This is a genomic window from Hyphomonas sp., from assembly GCF_041398385.1.
GTDB lineage: Bacteria > Pseudomonadota > Alphaproteobacteria > Caulobacterales > Hyphomonadaceae > Hyphomonas.
The window spans coordinates 325,163-343,835 of sequence record NZ_JAWKUW010000001.1 but is presented as its reverse complement, the minus strand read 5'-3'; the positions used below and the strand labels follow the sequence as shown (position 1 = coordinate 343,835).

12 protein-coding genes are annotated in these 18,673 nt (G+C 61.7%); 2 read left to right on the top strand and 10 right to left on the bottom strand.

The window, feature by feature from the left end:
- Positions 1 to 16: 16 nt before the first annotated feature.
- From R3C13_RS01630 to cysD, 9 genes are all read right to left on the bottom strand, one after another.
- Positions 17 to 859, bottom strand: coding sequence for an enoyl-CoA hydratase-related protein (locus tag R3C13_RS01630; RefSeq protein WP_371309047.1), 843 nt, complete (start codon positions 857 to 859; stop codon positions 17 to 19).
- 75 nt (positions 860 to 934) lie between these two features.
- Entirely contained in the window at positions 935 to 1,933 is a 999-nt protein-coding gene (locus tag R3C13_RS01625) for an NAD-dependent epimerase/dehydratase family protein (protein WP_371309046.1), read from the bottom strand.
- 115 nt (positions 1,934 to 2,048) lie between these two features.
- Entirely contained in the window at positions 2,049 to 3,353 is a 1,305-nt protein-coding gene (locus tag R3C13_RS01620; RefSeq protein WP_371309045.1) for an HlyD family type I secretion periplasmic adaptor subunit, read from the bottom strand.
- 13 nt (positions 3,354 to 3,366) lie between these two features.
- Positions 3,367 to 5,115, bottom strand: coding sequence for a type I secretion system permease/ATPase (locus tag R3C13_RS01615; protein WP_371309044.1), 1,749 nt, complete (start codon positions 5,113 to 5,115; stop codon positions 3,367 to 3,369).
- Positions 5,116 to 5,279: 164 nt separating this feature from the next.
- A complete protein-coding gene (locus R3C13_RS01610) occupies positions 5,280 to 6,290 on the bottom strand; it encodes an NAD(P)H-dependent glycerol-3-phosphate dehydrogenase (RefSeq protein ID WP_371309043.1) in 1,011 nt (336 codons plus the stop codon).
- Positions 6,291 to 6,335: 45 nt separating this feature from the next.
- Entirely contained in the window at positions 6,336 to 7,850 is a 1,515-nt protein-coding gene (locus R3C13_RS01605; RefSeq protein WP_371309042.1) for an acetyl-CoA acetyltransferase, read from the bottom strand.
- Positions 7,851 to 7,929: 79 nt separating this feature from the next.
- Positions 7,930 to 8,994 carry a mannose-1-phosphate guanylyltransferase gene (locus R3C13_RS01600; RefSeq protein ID WP_371309041.1) on the bottom strand — a complete coding sequence of 355 codons (1,065 nt, stop codon included), beginning with the start codon at positions 8,992 to 8,994 and terminating at the stop codon, positions 7,930 to 7,932.
- Between the two features lie 22 nt (positions 8,995 to 9,016).
- Positions 9,017 to 10,924, bottom strand: coding sequence for a sulfate adenylyltransferase subunit CysN (gene cysN / locus R3C13_RS01595; protein ID WP_371309040.1), 1,908 nt, complete (start codon positions 10,922 to 10,924; stop codon positions 9,017 to 9,019).
- Entirely contained in the window at positions 10,924 to 11,826 is a 903-nt protein-coding gene (cysD, locus tag R3C13_RS01590; protein ID WP_371309039.1) for a sulfate adenylyltransferase subunit CysD, read from the bottom strand. Before cysD ends, cysN begins: the two co-directional genes overlap by 1 nt.
- A 243-nt stretch (positions 11,827 to 12,069) precedes the next feature.
- Between cysD and glmS the strand changes: the two genes are divergently transcribed.
- Positions 12,070 to 13,896: a glutamine--fructose-6-phosphate transaminase (isomerizing) gene (gene glmS, locus R3C13_RS01585; RefSeq protein WP_371309038.1), complete on the top strand. Its 1,827-nt coding sequence runs from the start codon at positions 12,070 to 12,072 to the stop codon at positions 13,894 to 13,896.
- Between the two features lie 40 nt (positions 13,897 to 13,936).
- Entirely contained in the window at positions 13,937 to 14,863 is a 927-nt protein-coding gene (locus tag R3C13_RS01580; protein ID WP_371309037.1) for a hypothetical protein, read from the top strand.
- Between the two features lie 2 nt (positions 14,864 to 14,865).
- On the opposite strand, the gene R3C13_RS01575 is transcribed toward R3C13_RS01580, so the two are convergent.
- The gene (locus R3C13_RS01575) at positions 14,866 to 18,648 is read right to left on the bottom strand and encodes a M10 family metallopeptidase (RefSeq protein ID WP_371309036.1); all 3,783 of its coding nucleotides are present in this window, start codon (positions 18,646 to 18,648) and stop codon (positions 14,866 to 14,868) included.
- Positions 18,649 to 18,673 lie beyond the last annotated feature (25 nt).

Genomic DNA, 18,673 nt, shown 5'->3' with positions numbered 1-18,673 from the left:
TCCACCTGGAAAGGCGCTACATCGGCGTGGTGCGAAGCGGGGCGAGGTCCGGATAATCTGCCGGGCGCTTTTCCTCGCGGGCCTTGAACGCTTCGGCCATGTGCGGCGGCGGGAACATGGCGGCGTTCCATACGCCGATATAGTCCAGCGTGTCGGCGGTGGAGTGGTCGCGGCCGTAATTGATCAGCGCCTTGCAGCCAGTGACAGCGAGCGGGCTGTTGGCGGCAATCTGTCGGGCGACGTCCATGACGGCGGCCAGCATCTCTTCCTGCGTGTCGAACAGATCGTTGACGAGGCCGATCTCCTTGGCCGTCGCGGCCGGCAGGCGCATGCCGGTATAGGCCATCTGTTTGACCCAGCCTTCAGGAATATAGCGCTGCAGCCGCGGGAAGGTGCCGACATCCGCGGTCATGGCGATATTGGTTTCCATGATCGAGAAGAAGGCGTCCTTCGTGCACCAGCGGATATCACCGGCGGAGATCATGTCCACCGCCCCGCCAATCACCCCGCCATGAAGGGCGAACAGTACCGGCATGCGTGCCTCTTCGAGGCAGTTGAACGTTTCCTGGATGCGCTTGATGTTGGAGCGCAGGGCTTCGGCGAGGATGTAGCGGTCGTGTCCGGTCTTCTCGCCGCCCGCAAAGACTGACAGGTCCATGCCAGCCGAGAAATGCTTGCCCGTCGACGAAATCACGATCACCCGGGCGCGGGCATTCACATCGATATCGCGCACAATTTCCGGCAGTTCGTTCCAGAACGCCTTGTTCATCGTGTTCATGGCCTGCGGCCGGTTCAGGCGGATATGCGCGATCCGGTCCTCGATGCTGACGTCGAAGCATTCATGGGTTTTCGTGAGCATGGCGGGTTCCTCCTGTTTCCCCGGAGGATGGGACATCGCCGCGCCGGGCGCCAGACCTGACCATGCGTGATGCGGCTAGAGGGCCGGCTGTCCTCGCGCAGCGGCCGCGCGCCAGGGCAAGTACCAGCTGACGAACCGTTCGAGGCCGGTTTCCAGCGGCGTTGACGGTGCAAAGCCATAATCCCCCTGCAGGCGATCAACGTCTGCATAGGTCTCCACCATGTCGCCGGGCGGCAGATCCGTCAGTTCCACAGCGGCTGCCTTCCCAAGGAGCCGTTCAAGATGGCCGATCATATCACGCACGGGCGTCGGCGAATGGTTGCCGATATTGTAGAGGCGGTGAGCCGGGCTTGCCGGCCGGCTGCCGGCGGCCTCTTCGACCATCCGCACGATCGGAGCGACGATGTCATCGATATAGGTGAAGTCACGCCGCACATCGCCTTGATTGAACAGTTTGAGCGGACGTCCTTCCAGAATGGCATCGGCAAACAGCCAGTAGGCCATATCGGGGCGCCCCCATGGTCCGTAAACGGTGAAGAAACGGAGGCCGACCGCATCTATTCCGTAGAGGGAGGAATAGGTGTCGGAGAGGACTTCGTCGGCAATCTTGGTTGCCGCGTAGAGCGACTTCGGCGTGCCAAGCTTCATGCCCTCATGGAACGGTACCTCCGTCACGCCGCTGTAGACGGAACTGGACGAGGCATAGATCAGTCGGTTCACGGATTTCTGGTTACGGACAGCTTCAAGGATGCCGACCTGACCGAGCAGGTTAGAATTGGCATAGTCGAAAGGCTTTTCGAACGAATAGCGCACGCCTGCCTGTGCTGCGAGGTGGATCACGATGGCGGGTTGGGTCTCTGCCATCAGGGCGGTGAGCGCCTTTTGGTCGTTGAGGTCGACGGCATGCACTTTTGCCAGCGCCGCAAGCTGGGCCGTCCGGGCCTGTTTGAGGGCAGGAGCGTAGTAGGCGTTGAAATTGTCGATGCCGGTAACGGAATGCCCGCGGGCCGACAAGGCGGCGCAGCAATGCGCCCCGATGAATCCGGCGGCGCCCGTAATCAGTATCTCCGCCATGTCTGTGCGGTTCCTCCTCCGGTGCCCGACATAGTTCTGTTCGTGACGTTCTGTCGGCCAATTCTTGGCCGAGTTCAAGAAAGATTGGCTGTGATGGGATTGTCAGGTCTGCGAACTATTCGCGGAAAGTGCGGGAAACGGAGTCTGTGAGCGGTTTCACGAGGTAGGACAGAACCGTCCGGCCCTCTGTCTGGAGGCTCGCATCCACGGGCATTCCCGGCACGATTGTGAACGTGTCAGACGTCAGCGCTTCTTCCGGAATGCTCACGACGGCTTCGTAATATGTCGCACCGGTCGTCTGGTCCTGGAGGGCGTCTGCTGAGAGGTTTATGACTTCGCCTGTGTATTGCGGCGTCGTGTTCTGGTCGAATGCGGTGAACCGCAGCGTAGCACGCTGGCCGATCTCGATCTTGTCGACGTCTGCGGGGCGCACCCGCACCTTGGCGACGAGGCGGTCGTTCTCGGGCACGACATACATGATCGGTTCGGAGGGGGTCACGACGCCGCCGACAGTATGCGTCCGTACGCCAATCACCCGGCCCGAGGACGGGGCCAGGATGTCGAGACGGGTGCGGCGGTCGAGTGCGGCGAGGCGCTGTTCCGTCAGCTCGCCGATCTGGGTCTGCGTCTCGCGCAGCTCCGACAGCACTGTCTCCCGCGTGTCCTGCTCGACGCGAAGGATCTCGCTCTGGGCCTCTCCGATCTGCACCCGCGTGGCGGCAATGTCGGACCGCAGGGATTCCTTTTCGCCTTCGATGCGCGACAGGTCACGCTTCAGCGCGAGCACACGCACTTCGCTGGCATTTCCCTGCGCGCTCAGCTTTTCAAACCGTGCGACCTCGTCTTTCAGAAGGGCGATCTGGTCGTCCTTGGAGCCGATCTCACGGGTCATGCCATCGATGCGCGTGCGCAGCTGGCTGATCCGCTGTTCAAGGATGAGATGCTGGGTGCTGCGGGTTTCGAGGCGGGCGATCAGCAAAGTCTGCTGGCTGCGCAGGACTGACTGCATGCGTGTGTTCTGTTCGAGATCTTCAAAGCCGGGGCGCAGCTGCATGGTCTCCTGGCCGTCGCGCTCGGCAATGAGGCGGGCTTCGGTTCCCAGAAGGTCGAAGAGGCGCGCTTCCTTTGCCTGCACGGCAGCATCTGCCGTCGTCGGATCGAGCGAGAGCAGCTTCTGTCCCGCAACGACCGGGTCGCCTTCGCGGACATAGATCTCGCGCACGATGCCGCCTTCGAGATGCTGGACAATCTGTTGTTCGCTTTCGACCGATACCTGGCCCATCGCAAGGATGGCGCCCTGGAACGGCGCAAAGACCGACCAGGCGATCAGGCCGCCAAACACGAGCAGGACAACCAGCCAGCCGAGGCGGACGATGCCCGGCAGGCTGGCTTCCGCCGGACGCAGGCGTGGGCCCGGCATGCTCATCGCCCCGTCAGCCATTGCCCTTGCCCTCGGTACGCGGATGAATTGCCGTCACATTTTGCGTTGCCGTGCGCGGCATCACCTTGGCGAGTACCTCATCGCGCGGGCCGAATGCCTTGATTTCTCCGTCGTCGATCACGATCAGCTTGTTGCAGTGGACGATGGCATTCGGACGATGCGCGATGATCACGGTCGTTGCCTTGCGGTCGCGCAGGCTGGTGATCGCCTGCTGCAAAGCTTCCTCGCCCTTGGCGTCGAGATTGGAATTCGGTTCGTCCAGAACAACCAGAGCAGGATTTCCGTAGAGGGCGCGCGCGAGTCCCACACGCTGTCGCTGGCCTGCGGAAAGATAAGCGCCGGACTGTCCGACCTGCGTGTCATAGCCCTCGGGCAGGTGGAGGATGAGGTCGTGGCATCCTGCGATCCTGGCCGCCTCGATGACAGCTTCAGGATCGGCTTCCGGGGCGTGGCGGGAAATGTTTTCGCGGATCGTGCCGGACAGGAGGTCTGCCTGTTGGGGCAGGTAGCCGATCTGCCGGCCGAGCGCTTCGCGGCTGTACTGGCTGAGCTCGGCATTATCGAGGCGGATCGTGCCCTGCATGAGCGGCCAGACGCCTGTGAGGATCCGGGCCAGCGTCGATTTGCCGGCTGCGCTCGGGCCCAGCACGCCCAGCACATCCCCCGGCTCGAGCGAGAAGGTCAGGTTGCGGAGGATCGGCTTCTTGCTGCCGGGTGGACCGGCAAAGCCGCCCTGCAGGCTCAGATGGCCCTTCACCGGCGGCAGTTCCATCGGACTGGGCCGGACCGGCGCGCGGCTCAGATAGGATGACAGCGAGGTCCACGCCTCATGGGCGCTGATGATCGAGCGCCATTGGGCCACCGCCTGTTCGATCGGCGCGATGGCGCGGCCCATCAGGATGGAGGCGGCAACCAGCGAGCCATGAGACGCTGAGGCGCCGCTGGACTTGATAATCAGCCAGGCGCCGATGCCGAGGATGGCCGACTGGAGGAACAGCCGGGTGGCCCGTGTGCTGGACGTAAATGCGCCCAGCTTGCGGGCCGAAGCGAACATGCGGGCATCCGACTCGTCGAAAGACAGTTTCCAGCGCGCCCTGAGATTGCTCTCCATGCCCATCGCGTCGATGGTTTCGGCATTCTGCATCATTTCCTGGGCGCGGGCCTGGGAGATGCGTTCCATCGTCTCCGCGTCGCGCATCTGACGGTCGGTCAGGCGCTGGTTGAGAAAGCCCAGCGTGACCAGTACAGCGCCGCCGAACAGGGCCCACAGGCCGAATATGGGATGCAGCAGGAAGAGGACGACGAAGAAAAGCGGGCTCCACGGGGCATCGAGCGCAGCCGTGACCGCGGGACTCGCGATGAACCGGCGCAGCGTGCGCAGGTCGCGCAGGGGCTTGTCCGAAACCTTGCCGGCGTCGGCCAGGGCTGCCTGCAGGGATGCCGCCGCGGCCCGCTCGGACAGCATGTCCTCGAAATGCGATGCGATGCTGCCGAGGAGGCCGGTGCGCACCCAGTCGAGCGTCGCATAGGTTGCGTAGAGGACCAGGATCAGCAGGGTCAGCGCGGTCAGGGTGGGGATCGACTGCGAGGTCAACACCCGGTCGTAGACCTGCAACATGTAGAGCGGCCCGGTCAGCATTAGCAGGTTGATGAAGCAGCTGAACGCCACGAGATGCCAGAGCACGCCCCGCGATGATGTCAGCGCGGCCCGCAATTCGTTGGGATGGTCCTTTCGCTGCATGTTCAGCAGGAGTCCTTCGCGTCGAGCGTGTCGTTTGCAGCCTTCCGGAGCGTGAATTCAGGCGTTTTCGGCCAGAACGCGCCGTCGCGCAATTATCATTCCGCCCCGAGCCCAATGTAAGGGGGCCGGTGCAGCCCGGCCATCCCTTTCTGGCTGTGGGAGAGTCAGGCGGTCACGGCCTCGGCCTTGTTCGGCCGCATCAGCAGGCGCAGGATCGCCTCATCCACGCCGATTTCGCCTTCGATGACGGCGGCGACAGCATCGGAGATTGGCATGTCTACTCCATGACGGGCGGCCAGCCGGCGCAGGACAGGCGCCGTCGCCACGCCCTCGGTGACGGCATTTCGGGCACTGAGGATGTCTTCAAGCTTTTCGCCCCGGCCGAGCGCCATGCCGCAGCTCATGTTCCGGCTGGTTTCCGACGAGCAGGTCAGGACGAGGTCGCCGAGGCCTGAGAGGCCGGAGAGGGTCTCCCGGTCAGCGCCGAGCTTCAGGGCAAGGCGGGTCATTTCCGCGCTGCCGCGCGCGATCAGCGCAGCATGAGCCGACCGGCCGAGCCCCTTGCCGAGCGCGATGCCGCAGGCGATTGCCAGCACGTTCTTGACCGCCCCGCCAATTTCAGCCCCCAAGAGGTCGTGTGCCAGATAGGGCCGGAAGGTCGGCGTCGATATGGCCGCGATCAGGGCGGTGCCGAGCTGATCGTCTTCAATCGCAAAGGTGACAGCCGTGGGCAGGCCACGCGCCACATCGATGGCAAAGCTCGGGCCCGACATGACCGCCGGCACGGCTTCGGGCAGTTCTTCCTTCAGCACTTCGGTCATGAATTCGCCGGTCGCCAGTTCGATGCCCTTGGAACACAGAACCACTGGGGTGCCGGGCCGGATCGTGCCTTTCAGCGCACGGAGCGTCGTGCGGGTATGCTGCGCCGGCGCGACCGAGAAAAGCGCGTCGAGATCGGTGAGGTCTGACAAGCTGTTCGTCGCTTTCAGAGCCGGCTTCAGGGGCACGCCCGGCAGGAACACGGTGTTCTCGTGCGCGGTATTGATCGCGTCGGCAACCTCGGGCTCAAGGCACCAGATGAGCACGTCCTGCCCCTCGCGGGTCAGCATCTGGGCAATAGCGGTGCCCCAGGCCCCGCCGCCGATTACTCCGAAACGTCTGAACTTCTCTGTCATGTCCGGAATTTGGGCGAATCCGGCGTGTGGGGCAAGCAGGCTGGTTCAGATGAAATCGAATGTGCCGGTTTCATCGGCCACCGTGATGGCAACGCGCCGGCCGACCGGGCTTGCGTCTTCCAGCAGCACAGGCAGCGCTGCCGCACTGGCGTTTGCGAGCGCGCGGCGCCCGTCTGCGAGGCGGGCAAAGATGATGCCCTTTTCCGGGCCGGACTTGCCGTGTGTGACGGTGAATGTCTCAAGCACGGCCTCACAGCTGTCCGGGCACAGGGTGACCTGTTCGGTCGGCTTTGCGTAAGCTTCGACGGGCGAGAACTTAGCCGGAGCGGTCGTCGAGTAAATGCCGACGGCTTCCTTTGTCATCCATCCGCCATTGGCGAGGACAAGGCCGAAATCCCCCGGATTGCCGCGCAGCTTCGCGACCATCTCGGCTATTCCGTGGAGGGAGTAATTGTTTCCTGGTCCGCCAAAAAAGGGCAGACCACCCGTCAGGGTCAGTGGCCGTGTATCCGTCTTCCAGTCAATTCCGAGCGACTGGGTCGAGGAGAATACGGCGCACGGGAAACAGGAATAGAGATCCAGATGCCTGATATCACCGGCTTGCTTGTCCGCCTGCGCCAGTGCGCGCGACACAGCGGCATCCATCGCGAAAGAGCCGTCGAGGCGCGGGCGGACGGAGATGAAATCGTCGCTACCCTCGCCTGCGCCGTGCAGATAGACGCGCTTGTTTTGCGCGATACCGAGTTCATTCGCCCTGGTTTCGCTCATCAGCAACACGGCGGCGCCCTGGTTCACCGCGTCCTGAGCGATGAACCATTTGAGGAACGGATCGGCATATTCGTAGTTTTCGCGCGTCGGCGTCGCCAGGAAGTCGACGCTGTGCTCGACCGGGAACTGGGACCAGAGATTGCGGGCCGCAACGGCTGAAAATGGCTGGAACAGCTCGGCCATCGCGCGGCGATGCTGGCTGCGTGTGCGGCCTTCGCGTGCGGCGAAGGCGTTTTCAAACAGGGCATAGAAATAGGCCGGGGCAATCAGGCCGTGCTTGATCTCTTCCCGGCTCAGCATCATCGGTCCGGTTCCACGATCCTCATACGGAGCGTCGGAACTATCGGCCCAGTCAATTTCCACGCCGTGCCGCCGGGCACCCTTCGAGGCGCGATTGGCTTCCGAGCCGGAAATCAGCGCGCAGTCGATGTCGCCGGCAAAGATGCGCGCGGCCAATTCGTTGACAAGCGCCTGGGGGCTCTGCCCGCCAACAGTTTCGTAGATGAGCTGTGATGGGGTCGCGCCGATGTCGCGCGCGAGCGTGCCGGGCAGGTTGGTGTTGTGGCCATGCGGATGCGGTGCGTTGCGGATCGAGTCCTCGAAAATGCGCACGACGGCAAGCGTATCAATTGCGGCGGCGACATTCTGGCCGCCGGTGTCGGCGAGGGCGGCTCGCGAGGCATCGGCCATCAGTGACAGTGGCGAAGGCGCCCCCGCCGGTCCGGTCGATCCATCCCACTGGCTGAGGCTCTGCCCTGCGCCGACAAGAACCGGGACATCTCCCTTGGCCATCGCGTTTTCCTTCCCTGCATTTTGACGCAAGGCTAGCGTGCGGCCATCGGGGAATCGAGCCACGACGTCGGGGAAGGTATCAGGCGTCCGGCGTGTCGCCACGCTCCCTGATCGCCTTCACCACGGCTCCCACATCCTGGGTCCGGTCCTTTGCCGCCACGAGGATGCGGTTGCCGGATATGATCAGGCTGACATTCTCAACCCCGACAAATGCGACCTGATGCCCGTCATCGGAGTAAACCGTGCAATTCGCGGCGTCGATCAGGATGGGTTCGAGGTCGCCGGTCCGCTGGCGCAGCGTGTCGATCATCGACCAGGTGCCAATATCGTTCCACTGGCAGTCGAGCGGCGCATAGACGGCGGCCCGGTCGGTCTTTTCCATGATGGCATAGTCGAGGGAGATCGACCGCACCGATTTGAAGCAGTCCGGGTCCAGCAACAGGTTGCCTTCGGTTTCAACGGCGGCCTCAAGGGCTGCGCTGGCTGCGTCGAGAATATCCGGCGCGAGCGCCTCCATCTCTGCGATCATGAGCCCGGCCGGAAACAGGAAGATACCAGCATTCCAGCTGAATTCCGGATCCTGAAAGTAGGCGGTCGCCGTTTCAAGGTCCGGCTTCTCACGGAACGCGGCGATCCGCCGGACTGCGCCTTCGACAGGCTCTCCGCGCTGGATGTAGCCGAATCCCGTTTCCGGCCTGTCGGGGCGAATGCCGAATGTGGTGATCAGTCCGTTCCGGGAAACGGGGCTTGCCTGAAGGATGGCGGCCCGGAATGTCTCGGGCACGCCAATGTAATGATCCGACGGCAGAAGAAGGCAGAGGCCATCTGCATCCTTGTCCGCCACAAAACGCGCAGCGACGGCCGCGACAGCCGCGGTGTTGCGCGCGGCGGGTTCCAGGATGACGGCTTGAGGTTTCACGCCGATCGCGGCCAACTGGTCGCGTATCAGATCGGCATAGGCCTGGTTTGAGATGATGATGGGCGCTTCGAAACCGTCCGCCTGGAGGCGCAGGACCGTGTCCTGGAAGACCGTATGGTCCGTCACCAGACGGTGAAACTGTTTCGGGTGAGCGCTGGTCGACACGGGCCAAAGGCGAGTGCCCGCACCTCCGCACATGATGACAGGGTGGATCCTGGTGCTCATCTCAGCCCTTTGTTCCGACGCGTCAGCTTCCGAGGAAGCCCTTTTCCTTCAGATAGCCGAGAATTTCCTCGGCTGCATCCTCCGGCGTGCGGTCGACCGTATTGATCCGGATTTCAGCATTCTTCGGCGCCTCATAGGGGCTCGAGATGCCGGTGAAGTTCTTGATTTCGCCGGTCCGGGCCTTCTTGTAGAGCCCCTTCACGTCGCGCTGTTCGGCGACGTCGAGCGGCGTGTCCACGAAGACTTCGATGAACTCGCCTTCAGCCATCAGGTTGCGGGCCATCTGGCGTTCAGCCCGGAAGGGCGAAATGAACGAGACCAGCGTGATCAGGCCGGCATCCGACATCAGGCGCGCCACATTGGCGACGCGGCGGATGTTCTCGACGCGGTCCGCATCGGTGAAGCCGAGGTCGCGGTTGAGCCCATGACGCACATTGTCGCCGTCGAGCGTGAATGTGTGCTTGCCGAGCGCGAAGAGACGTTTTTGCAGGGCGTTCGCGATGGTTGACTTGCCTGAACCCGAAAGGCCGGTGAACCAGAGGATGGCAGGGCGTTGGCCTTTCTGTTCAGCAAGGGCGACGCGGTCCACATCCATGGCCTGCCAGTGGATGTTCGAGGCACGGCGCAGTGCGAAGTCGATAAGGCCAAGGCCGACCGTGTCATTCGTGATCCGGTCGATCAGGATGAAGCCGCCCAGTTCGCGGTTCTGGTCGTAGGGATCGAACGGGATGGCCTGGTCGAGCGAAATCGTCGTCACGCCGATATTGTTCATTTCCAGCGTGCGCGCCGGCACGTCGGAGAGCGTGTTCACGTCGATGCCGTATTTCGGCGCATTGACGGTGGCTGTAACGGTCTTCGCGCCGATCTTCAGGTAATAGCGGCGGCCCGGCAACAGGGGCGACTCGTTCATCCAGAGGATGCGCACCTGGAACTGGTCGGACACTTCCGTCGGGTCGTCCGCCGTGACGATCACGTCACCGCGCGAGGCATCGATTTCGTCGGCGAGGGTGAGAGTGACGGATTGTCCGGCAACAGCCTCTTTCAGGTCGCCAGTCGCGGTGACGATGCGTTCGATGGTGGACTGGCGGCCGGACGGCATCGACTTGACCCGGTCGCCCGGCTTGATGGTGCCCGCTGCGATCTGGCCGGAGAAGCCGCGGAAATCGAGATTGGGCCGATTGACCCACTGGACCGGCATGCGGAAAGGCGCGCTGCGCCGGCGGTCGCCGACCGGGACGGTCTCTAGATATTCCATCAGGCTAGGGCCGTCATACCAGTCCGTTTCCGAAGACCGGTCGGTGATGTTCACGCCGGCAAGGGCGGACATCGGGATCGGGTGGACTTCGAGGTCCGTCGCGAGTTCGTCGGCGAAGCTGTAGAAGTCCTCGACAATGTCGGTGAAGACGGTCTCGTCATAATCGACGAGGTCCATCTTGTTGACGGCGAGGACGAGCCGGCGGATGCCGAGCAGCGTGGTGATGAAAGAGTGGCGGCGCGTCTGGGTGAGGATGCCCTTGCGCGCATCGACCATCAGGATGGCGACGTCGGCCGTGGACGCACCGGTCGCCATATTGCGTGTATACTGTTCATGTCCCGGCGTGTCGGCGACGATGAATTTGCGCTTGTCTGTGGCAAAGAAACGGTAAGCGACGTCGATCGTGATGCCCTGCTCGCGCTCGGCGGCGAGGCCGTCGACGAGGAGCGCGAAGTCGATGTTTTCGCCCTGCGTACCGACCTTCTTGGAATCGGATTCCAATGCTGCCAGCTGGTCCTCGAAGATCATTTTTGAGTCGTAGAGCAGGCGGCCGATCAGGGTCGACTTGCCGTCGTCCACGGACCCGCAGGTGATGAAGCGCAGCAGCGACTTGTTCTCGTGCTTCTCGAGATAGGCGGCGATGTCGGTGGCAATGAGGTCGTCAGTGAGGCGCATCAGAAATAGCCCTCCTGCTTCTTCTTTTCCATCGAGGCGGACTGATCGATATCGATGACGCGGCCCTGGCGTTCGGAGGTCGTGGTCAGTAGCATTTCCTGGATGATTTCATCGAGTGTGGCGGCGGTGCTTTCGACCGCGCCGGTCAGCGGATAACAGCCAAGCGTCCGGAATCGGACAGATTTCATCACGGCCGTTTTGGCCAGGTCTTCCGGCATCCGGTCGTCGTCGACCATGATGTCGACACCATTCCAGTTCACCACCGGCCGTTCAGCCGCGAAATAAAGCGGGACGATCTCGATCCTCTCGCGGCGGATGTACTGCCAGATGTCCAGCTCGGTCCAGTTGGAAAGCGGGAACACCCGTATGCTTTCGCCGAGATTGATGCGTGTGTTGTAGAGGTTCCAGGGTTCCGGGCGCTGGCGCTTCGGATCCCAGCGATGCTCCGCCGATCGGAACGAGAAGATGCGTTCCTTGGCGCGGGACTTTTCTTCGTCGCGCCGGGCACCGCCGAACGCCGCGGTGAACTTGTACTTGTCGAGGGCCTGTTTGAGGGCCTGTGTCTTCATCACGTCGGTGTGGACGGCGGAGCCGTGCGTGAACGGGCCAATGCCGTCCTTCGTGCCGTCTTCATTGATATGGACCAGCAGGTCCATTCCCATTTCAGCGGCTTTCCGGTCGCGGAATTCGATCATCTCCCGGAACTTCCAGGTCGTGTCGACATGCATCAGCGGAAAGGGCGGACGCGACGGGTAGAACGCCTTCATGGCCAGATGCAGCATGACGGCAGAATCCTTGCCGACAGAATACAGCATGACCGGGTTTTCGCATTCGGCGGCGACTTCCCGGACGATATGAAGGCTCTCGGCTTCGAGGCGGTCGAGATGGGTTAGTTGGGGCACTACAAATCCTGCTCGCTTTACGGATCGCGCTTATATGGAACGTCCGTCGATTGAAAGGACTCAACTGCCCCTTCAGATTGTCTGATTTCAAAACGTCATGCCCGCATATGCAGGGTTCGGGCCGTTGGAAATTTACAGCATATCAATGAGTTGGGCGCCAGTTGTCGCAATTCACAACAATCTGTCACTATTCGGCCGGGATCGCCCGGTTTATTGGCAGCTTCGACAGTGTGGAGTGAGCTTATGTGCGGAATTGTTGCGATTTCAGGCAGGGACGGCGTCGCAGAACGCCTGGTGAACGGCCTGAAGCGGCTTGAATATCGCGGATATGACAGCGCCGGCGTCGCCGTCGCTGCAGCAGGTGCAATAGATCGCCGGCGTGCGGCCGGAAAAATCGTCAATCTCGAAGGATTGTTGGCGGAGCGGCCGCTGAGCGGCACCACCGGCATCGCGCACACCCGCTGGGCCACCCATGGCAAGCCGAACGAAACCAATGCGCACCCGCACATGGCCGACGGCGTCGCCCTTGTTCATAATGGGATCATCGAAAACTTCCGTGAACTGCGGGAGACGCTGCAGTCGGCGGGGCGCAAATTCGAATCCGAAACCGATACGGAAGTCATCGTGCAGCTCCTCGCCCAGAAGATGAGCGAGGGCCTCGATGCGGTCGACGCGTTTGAAGCCACGCTGAAAGAACTGAGTGGGGCATTCGCGCTGGCGGTGATCTTCGCTGGTGAAGACGGTCTCCTGATGGGAGCCCGGCGCGGTAGCCCGCTGGTGCTCGGATATGGCGAGGGCGAGATGTATCTCGGCTCAGACGCCTTCGCGCTGGCGCCGTTCACCCGGGACGTGACGTATCTCGAAGAAGGCGACTGGGTGATCCTGCATCCCGACCGGCTCGAGATCCGCAACGGCAACGGCGAACGCGTGAACCGGCGCCGGGTCACAACTTCCGTCAGTGACGCCCTCGTGGAACGCGGCGAGTATGACCATTTCATGCTGAAGGAAATTCACGAGCAGCCGGAATCGCTGGCGCGCACGATCCTTCCCTATATCGAGCAGGCGAGCCAGAGCCTCAAAGTCGGGGAGGCTGCCGACAAGATCTTTGCCGAGGCAGACCGGGCGGTCGCCATCGCCTGCGGCACCGCCTACTATGCTGCGCATACGGCGAAATATTGGTTCGAGCAGAAAGCGCGCCTGGCGTTCGAAACGGATATTGCTTCCGAATTCCGCTACCGACAGCCCGTGCTGCCGCAGACGGGCCCCGCCCTGTTCGTCAGCCAGTCGGGCGAAACCGCCGACACGCTGGCAGCGCTGCGCTATTGCCGCCAGAACCGCACCCCGGCCATCGCCATCGTCAACGTGCCGGAAAGCTCGATCGCGCGCGAAGCAGAAGCCATTGTGCCCACCTATGCAGGCCCGGAAATCGGCGTTGCGTCCACCAAGGCGTTCACGGCCCAGCTGTCCGTGCTGGCAGTGCTGGCGCTGAGCGCGGCCAAGGCAAGGGGATTCCTCCTGCCCGGCGACGAAACCAGGGCTGTGAAGGAACTGCTGGCCCTGCCGCGCAAGGTTACGGCAGCGCTCGAAAGCCAGTCCGATATCAAGGAAGTCGCCAAGACCCTGACCAAGTCACGCGACGTGCTTTTCCTCGGCCGGGGGCGCTATTTCCCGCTGGCGCTGGAAGGCGCGCTCAAGCTGAAGGAAGTGTCCTACATTCATGCCGAGGGTTATGCCGCCGGCGAGCTGAAGCATGGCCCGATCGCCCTGATCGAAAAGGATCTGCCGGTCGTCGTCGTCGCGCCGATGGACGATCTTTTCGAGAAGACGATCTCCAATGTCGAGGAAGTCCGGGCCCGTGGCGCGCGGATCATCCTGATCTCGGACGACAAGGGCATTCGTGCAGCAGGCAACCGTGCCGAACATGCTATCAGGATTCCCGATGGGGACGAGATCAGTCTGCCCATCCTGGCGGCGATCCCGCTACAGCTGCTCGCCTATCACGTTGCTGTGGCCAAGGGCACGGATGTTGACCAGCCTCGCAACCTCGCCAAATCTGTCACGGTGGAATAGGTGGCGCCGGTGCGGCGCGCCCGCAAGATCAGGTGAGCGAGTGGACATCGAGGGTACTGATGCGATCGAAGCGCAGGTCGTAAAAATCATCAGCGAAAAGGGACCGCAGCTCGGAATGGAGCTTGCGCAGGAACTGCCCGATGTTCCCGTGCTGGCCCTCTGGCAGGCATGTTACCGTAGCAGGGCCTTCCACATTTCGCATTTTGCCAGCTACTATCTCCGCTTCGACATCACGCGCGATGATCAGGTCCGGCTCAGCCCGTCGATTCTCCGGGATTTCATGTCGTTCACGCTTTTCGGCCTGCCCGGTCAACGCGAGCAGATGATCGAACGGCAAGGGACGCTGTCCAACATGCACCGGGAAATCAGCCGCGAGAAAATCTCGGTGGCCCAGACTGTGATGAAGCAGTTGTTCATTAGTCTCGGACGTGAGGTCCGCAGCCAGCTTTGCGCCTTTATTGCGGGCGATCTCGCCTATTTCCTCGCCCACAATGAGCCTCGCGAACACGCCGCCTCCGGCGAGATGGTGAAAGGCTCGGACATCGACATCGTCATCATCCTCGGCGAGTCGCTTCCCGACGAAATCAAGGACCGGATCGACGCGGAAATGACGGCGCTGAAAAGCATGTATCTACGTCATCCGCAGTACCGGCACGAGATCGATTTCATCTGCAAGCGCAAATCCGTCATGGAGTGGCAGTTTCAGTATGCAGACATTCACGACAAGATCGCCAGCAAGATTGCTTACGAATCCATGTTCCTGGGCGGGTCGCTGACCCTCTATATGGAAGTGCGCGATGCGATGACGCGCACCGGCGTGGACAAGCTGATCGAAAGAGATTTCGATCACGCGCTGAAAGACCGCAAGAACGCCATGCGACGACTGATGAATGCCCCGGCCGACGCCCTCGATGACGAGACCCGCTCCCTATTCTACTTTTCCCAGGAACGCGTCGAGTTCAGCTGACCTCAGACGTGATCCCATCCTTGCAGGATGAGGTCCACATGGTGCGCATCCTCGATGAGGGCGCGGGCCTCCATTGCGAACTCGTAGAACCCGAACCGGAAATCGGGCATTTCCGAAATGTCGGGTGCCTCGATGGCCGAATTGACGAAGATCTCCGCCCGTTCCGACACGAGACCATCCGGAACGCCGGGCTGTGAAAGGTCGCTGAAGTCGAACTGATCCGCGTGCAAGTCGCCTGCAAACATATCGGAGGCATGGAGATCTTCAGGGAGGGCGAACGGTACGACGTCCGGCTGTTTCTCGGCGCCCGGGAGGGGCGCATCGGTCCGGCCTTCGAAATAGCCATTCGTGATGAAATGCTGAGTTGCCGCATTCAGATCCGACCCGAACGAGGCTTGAAGGTCGGCATAATTGTTCAGGTACTGCTGGGCATCGAAATCATCGGCGGCACGGCCCTCGCCATATCCCTGGTAGACATAGTGCTGGAGCGCCGATTGTCCGTTCAGGCCGAACGAGACGATCAGGTCGCCATAGGATGCGATGTACTGTATCGGGTCGAAGGCCGAGGTCGAGCGACCTTCGGCGAAGCCCGCTTCGATATAGTGGCTTGTTGCCAGATCGAGATTGGTTCCGAAGGCGGCCAGAAGGTCCGTGTACCCCGCGAGGTATTGCAAGGCATTGAACCCGTTGGCGGTGCGCCCTTCGTTGATGCCCTGGACGACATAATGCTCGGCGGCGAGGTCCCGGTTCAGGCCGAACGAGGCAATCAGGTCGCCATAGGACGCGATGTACTGGAGGGCATTGAACGCGGTGTCTGTGCGGCCCTCAAAGTATCCCGCCTCAATATAGTGGCGCGTCGCTAGGTCCTGATCCGTCCCGAAGGCCGCGATCAGGTCAGTGTAGCCGGCAACGTATTCGAGGGGTCTGAACCCGTCCGTGACCCGGCCCTCGGAGAAGCCCTGATAGACATAGTGTTCCATTGCCGCCTGGTCGTTGAGGCCAAACGAGGCAATCAGGTCGCTATATGATGCGATGTAGCGCAATGCATCGAATGCGGTCGTGACACGGCCTTCGGCATAACCGGCCTCGATATAGTGGCGGGTCGCCAATTCGAGGTCTGCGCCGAACGAGCCCAGAAGATCCGCATAGCCGGCGAGGTATCCAAGCGCGTCGAAACTGTCCACCACCCGTCCCTCCAGGAATCCCTGATTGATCAAATGGGTGGCGGCCTGTTCCGCATCGAGTCCGAAGGAGGCGATCAGGTCGGGATAGCTCGCGGTGTACTGGAGCGGATCCAGCGCTCCGACCGAGCCGGCATCAATGGCGCCGTCCTGGAAGGAGAGGATCTCGACGCCGTCGAGGTGGTCCAGAGACTGATGCGACGGGTCGCCGACATACAGAACGCCATTGTAGGTGAAGAGGGTGGCCTGGGACTGGAGGAAGCCGAACACGGCCGTGTCGGTTCCCTCTCCGCCGTGGATCGTGTCGCTGCCCTGGCCGCCGGTAATGGTGTCGTTTCCGTTGCCTGCGAAAATGATGTCGTTGCCCGCGAGCGCATCCAGAACATCGCTGCCATTGCTCGCATAGAGCGTGTCGTTCCCCGATGTCGGCACCGGGTCCTGCGTATCGATGCTGATGTTGACCGTCCCGGTGTCGGTCACCGAACCGTTGCTCAGGACATAGTTGAAGGAGAAGGTGACGGTGTCGGCAGACCCGTAGAAGAGGAACGCGTCGCCGACCGTGAGGTCAAAGGTTCCGTCCGCGTGCACGACGATCTGGGCGGCGCCTTCAAGCTGCACCGCAACCGAGCCGCCATTCAGGGCGACGCCGTTGAACGACGTGATGGACAGCGGGCTTCCGTCGGATGACGAGTCGACGCCATTTCCGTTGTCGGAAAGCAGGCTGCCGCTCAGGTCACTGGCTTCCGGGGTTGTCAGGGAATCGTCCGACGCGGTGACCGTGACCGCGGCACTGGCAAAGACAAAATTCGATTGCGACAGCGCATTCGATGTAATGCCGACCAGGATGATGGTCTGCCCGTTCACAGTGATCTGGGTGTCGTTGCCGACCTGGGTGCTTTGCTGGAAGGCATTCAAGGCCGCCGCTGAATCGAAGGCCGTGAGGTCCACAAGATCCGAACCGACCTGGAAGTCCATGATGGAGTCCGTGCCGCCGTTCGGCGCGAACACGAACCGGTCATTTCCGGCCCCACCTGTCAGCTGGTTGTTCGCGGAGTTTGCCGTGATCGTGTCATTGCCGGATCCGCCAATGGCATTCTCGATGATCGTGCCACGCATGATGGAGACGTTGTTGACATAGGTCGGAGCGCTGATGTCCGCCCGGTCGCCGAGGCTGGAGAAGGTTTCCGGAATGAGGCTCAGGGTCTGGTCATTCGAGAAACCCGACAGGTCGATCGTGTCGATGCCGCCTGTATCGTAGATGGCGTAGGAGGGCGGACGCAGATACGTGCCTTCGCTTTGAACGACGACGAATTGCGACCAGTCATTGATGTCGGATTCGGTGGAATTGAACCCATACGTTGTGTTTCCGGCATGGGTGCCGTCGGGATTGGTGCCGTAGAGATCCTGGATCGCCAGAATGTCTGCAATCTGCGGACCGAGCGCAAACCGGTAGCTGCCGAAGCCCGCTTCAGCCTGGTCGAAATACGACATGAGCGTATAGGACCAGTTGTCGTTGATATAGATATTATCCTGACCATAGACCGCGGTAGAATTGTACGGCCCGGCATGGCCAAGGCCGAGCGCATGGCCAATCTCGTGCAGGTAGGTCTGGAAGGTGTAGCTGTCGAGCGACGTGTCGCCGCCGAACCAGTTATCGGAGATATTGACGGTGGACTGCGTGATGACCCCGCCGGAAACGGTGTTGGATGCATGCGCATCCTGTTCGGTATCATCGCTCGGGTTCGGATTGTCGCTGGTGAAGACGATCTGGCCGCCTGAGGTGACTTCCGTGAAGGTCAGGGCCGTATAGGATGCCCAAAGATCCAGGGCGGCACGGGCCAGTGTGGCCTGCGCTGCGGTCAGACCCTGGACATTGAACGTGAGCGACATGTCGTTCCAGGACCGTTCCGACCAGTATCCGCTCGTCAGGTAGGTCGCGATCTGATCGAATGTATAGGTTTCTGTGATCGCCGATTCCGAAAGTGTCAGCGTGTATTGGCCCGTTGATGTTGCCCCTTCATCGTCAACCCAGCCATGGGCGTTGATGTAAAAGTAGCCCGAACGCGACGGCACGAAGAAGAGACTGGAATTCAGGCTGCCGCCGGAATCGTCATTGAAGGCGACCTGCGCGCCCGCAGCGTTCATGATTTCCAGGTATGGGTCGTCAAGGGGATCGTCGCCCGTGCCCGTCAGCGTGACCTGGTATCGTGTGCCCGCTGTCAGATAGACCTTGAACCAATCCTGGTCGCCGCTGATCTCGATCGTGTCGACGACTGTGCCTCCGATGGCAATCGTCGCTGTTGAGGCGGTCGAGCCCGGGATGTCGCCGGCGAAGATCGGTCCCTGGATTGCGGCAGAGGGGAGGAAAGTGCCCTCGGCGTCAACAAGTGACTGCTTGAACGCCATGATCTCGACATTGTGAATCTCCCCGCAAGGGCAGCAGCCCGACGAATGAGTCACGAATTCGAACGAATTGAGCGGAGTGATTGCGCTGCTTCTGAGGGACAGGAGGCCGTTACCCGCGTCTGCATCAAATGCCGTGAAGCGGCCAAACAAAGCGGACGTGCCGCCACCATGATCCATGGTGTCCAGGTCAAAACGCATAATCATTCCTCTTAAAGGTGTCCGC

Coding starts and splice junctions, on each gene's coding strand:
- R3C13_RS01630 (WP_371309047.1), bottom strand. CDS start 859: ATGCTCACGAAAACCCATGAATGCTTCGACGTCAGCATCGAGGACCGG.
- R3C13_RS01625 (WP_371309046.1), bottom strand. CDS start 1,933: ATGGCGGAGATACTGATTACGGGCGCCGCCGGATTCATCGGGGCGCAT.
- R3C13_RS01620 (WP_371309045.1), bottom strand. CDS start 3,353: ATGCCGGGCCCACGCCTGCGTCCGGCGGAAGCCAGCCTGCCGGGCATC.
- R3C13_RS01615 (WP_371309044.1), bottom strand. CDS start 5,115: ATGCAGCGAAAGGACCATCCCAACGAATTGCGGGCCGCGCTGACATCA.
- R3C13_RS01610 (WP_371309043.1), bottom strand. CDS start 6,290: ATGACAGAGAAGTTCAGACGTTTCGGAGTAATCGGCGGCGGGGCCTGG.
- R3C13_RS01605 (WP_371309042.1), bottom strand. CDS start 7,850: ATGGCCAAGGGAGATGTCCCGGTTCTTGTCGGCGCAGGGCAGAGCCTC.
- R3C13_RS01600 (WP_371309041.1), bottom strand. CDS start 8,994: ATGAGCACCAGGATCCACCCTGTCATCATGTGCGGAGGTGCGGGCACT.
- cysN (WP_371309040.1), bottom strand. CDS start 10,924: ATGCGCCTCACTGACGACCTCATTGCCACCGACATCGCCGCCTATCTC.
- glmS (WP_371309038.1), top strand. CDS start 12,070: ATGTGCGGAATTGTTGCGATTTCAGGCAGGGACGGCGTCGCAGAACGC.
- R3C13_RS01575 (WP_371309036.1), bottom strand. CDS start 18,648: ATGCGTTTTGACCTGGACACCATGGATCATGGTGGCGGCACGTCCGCT.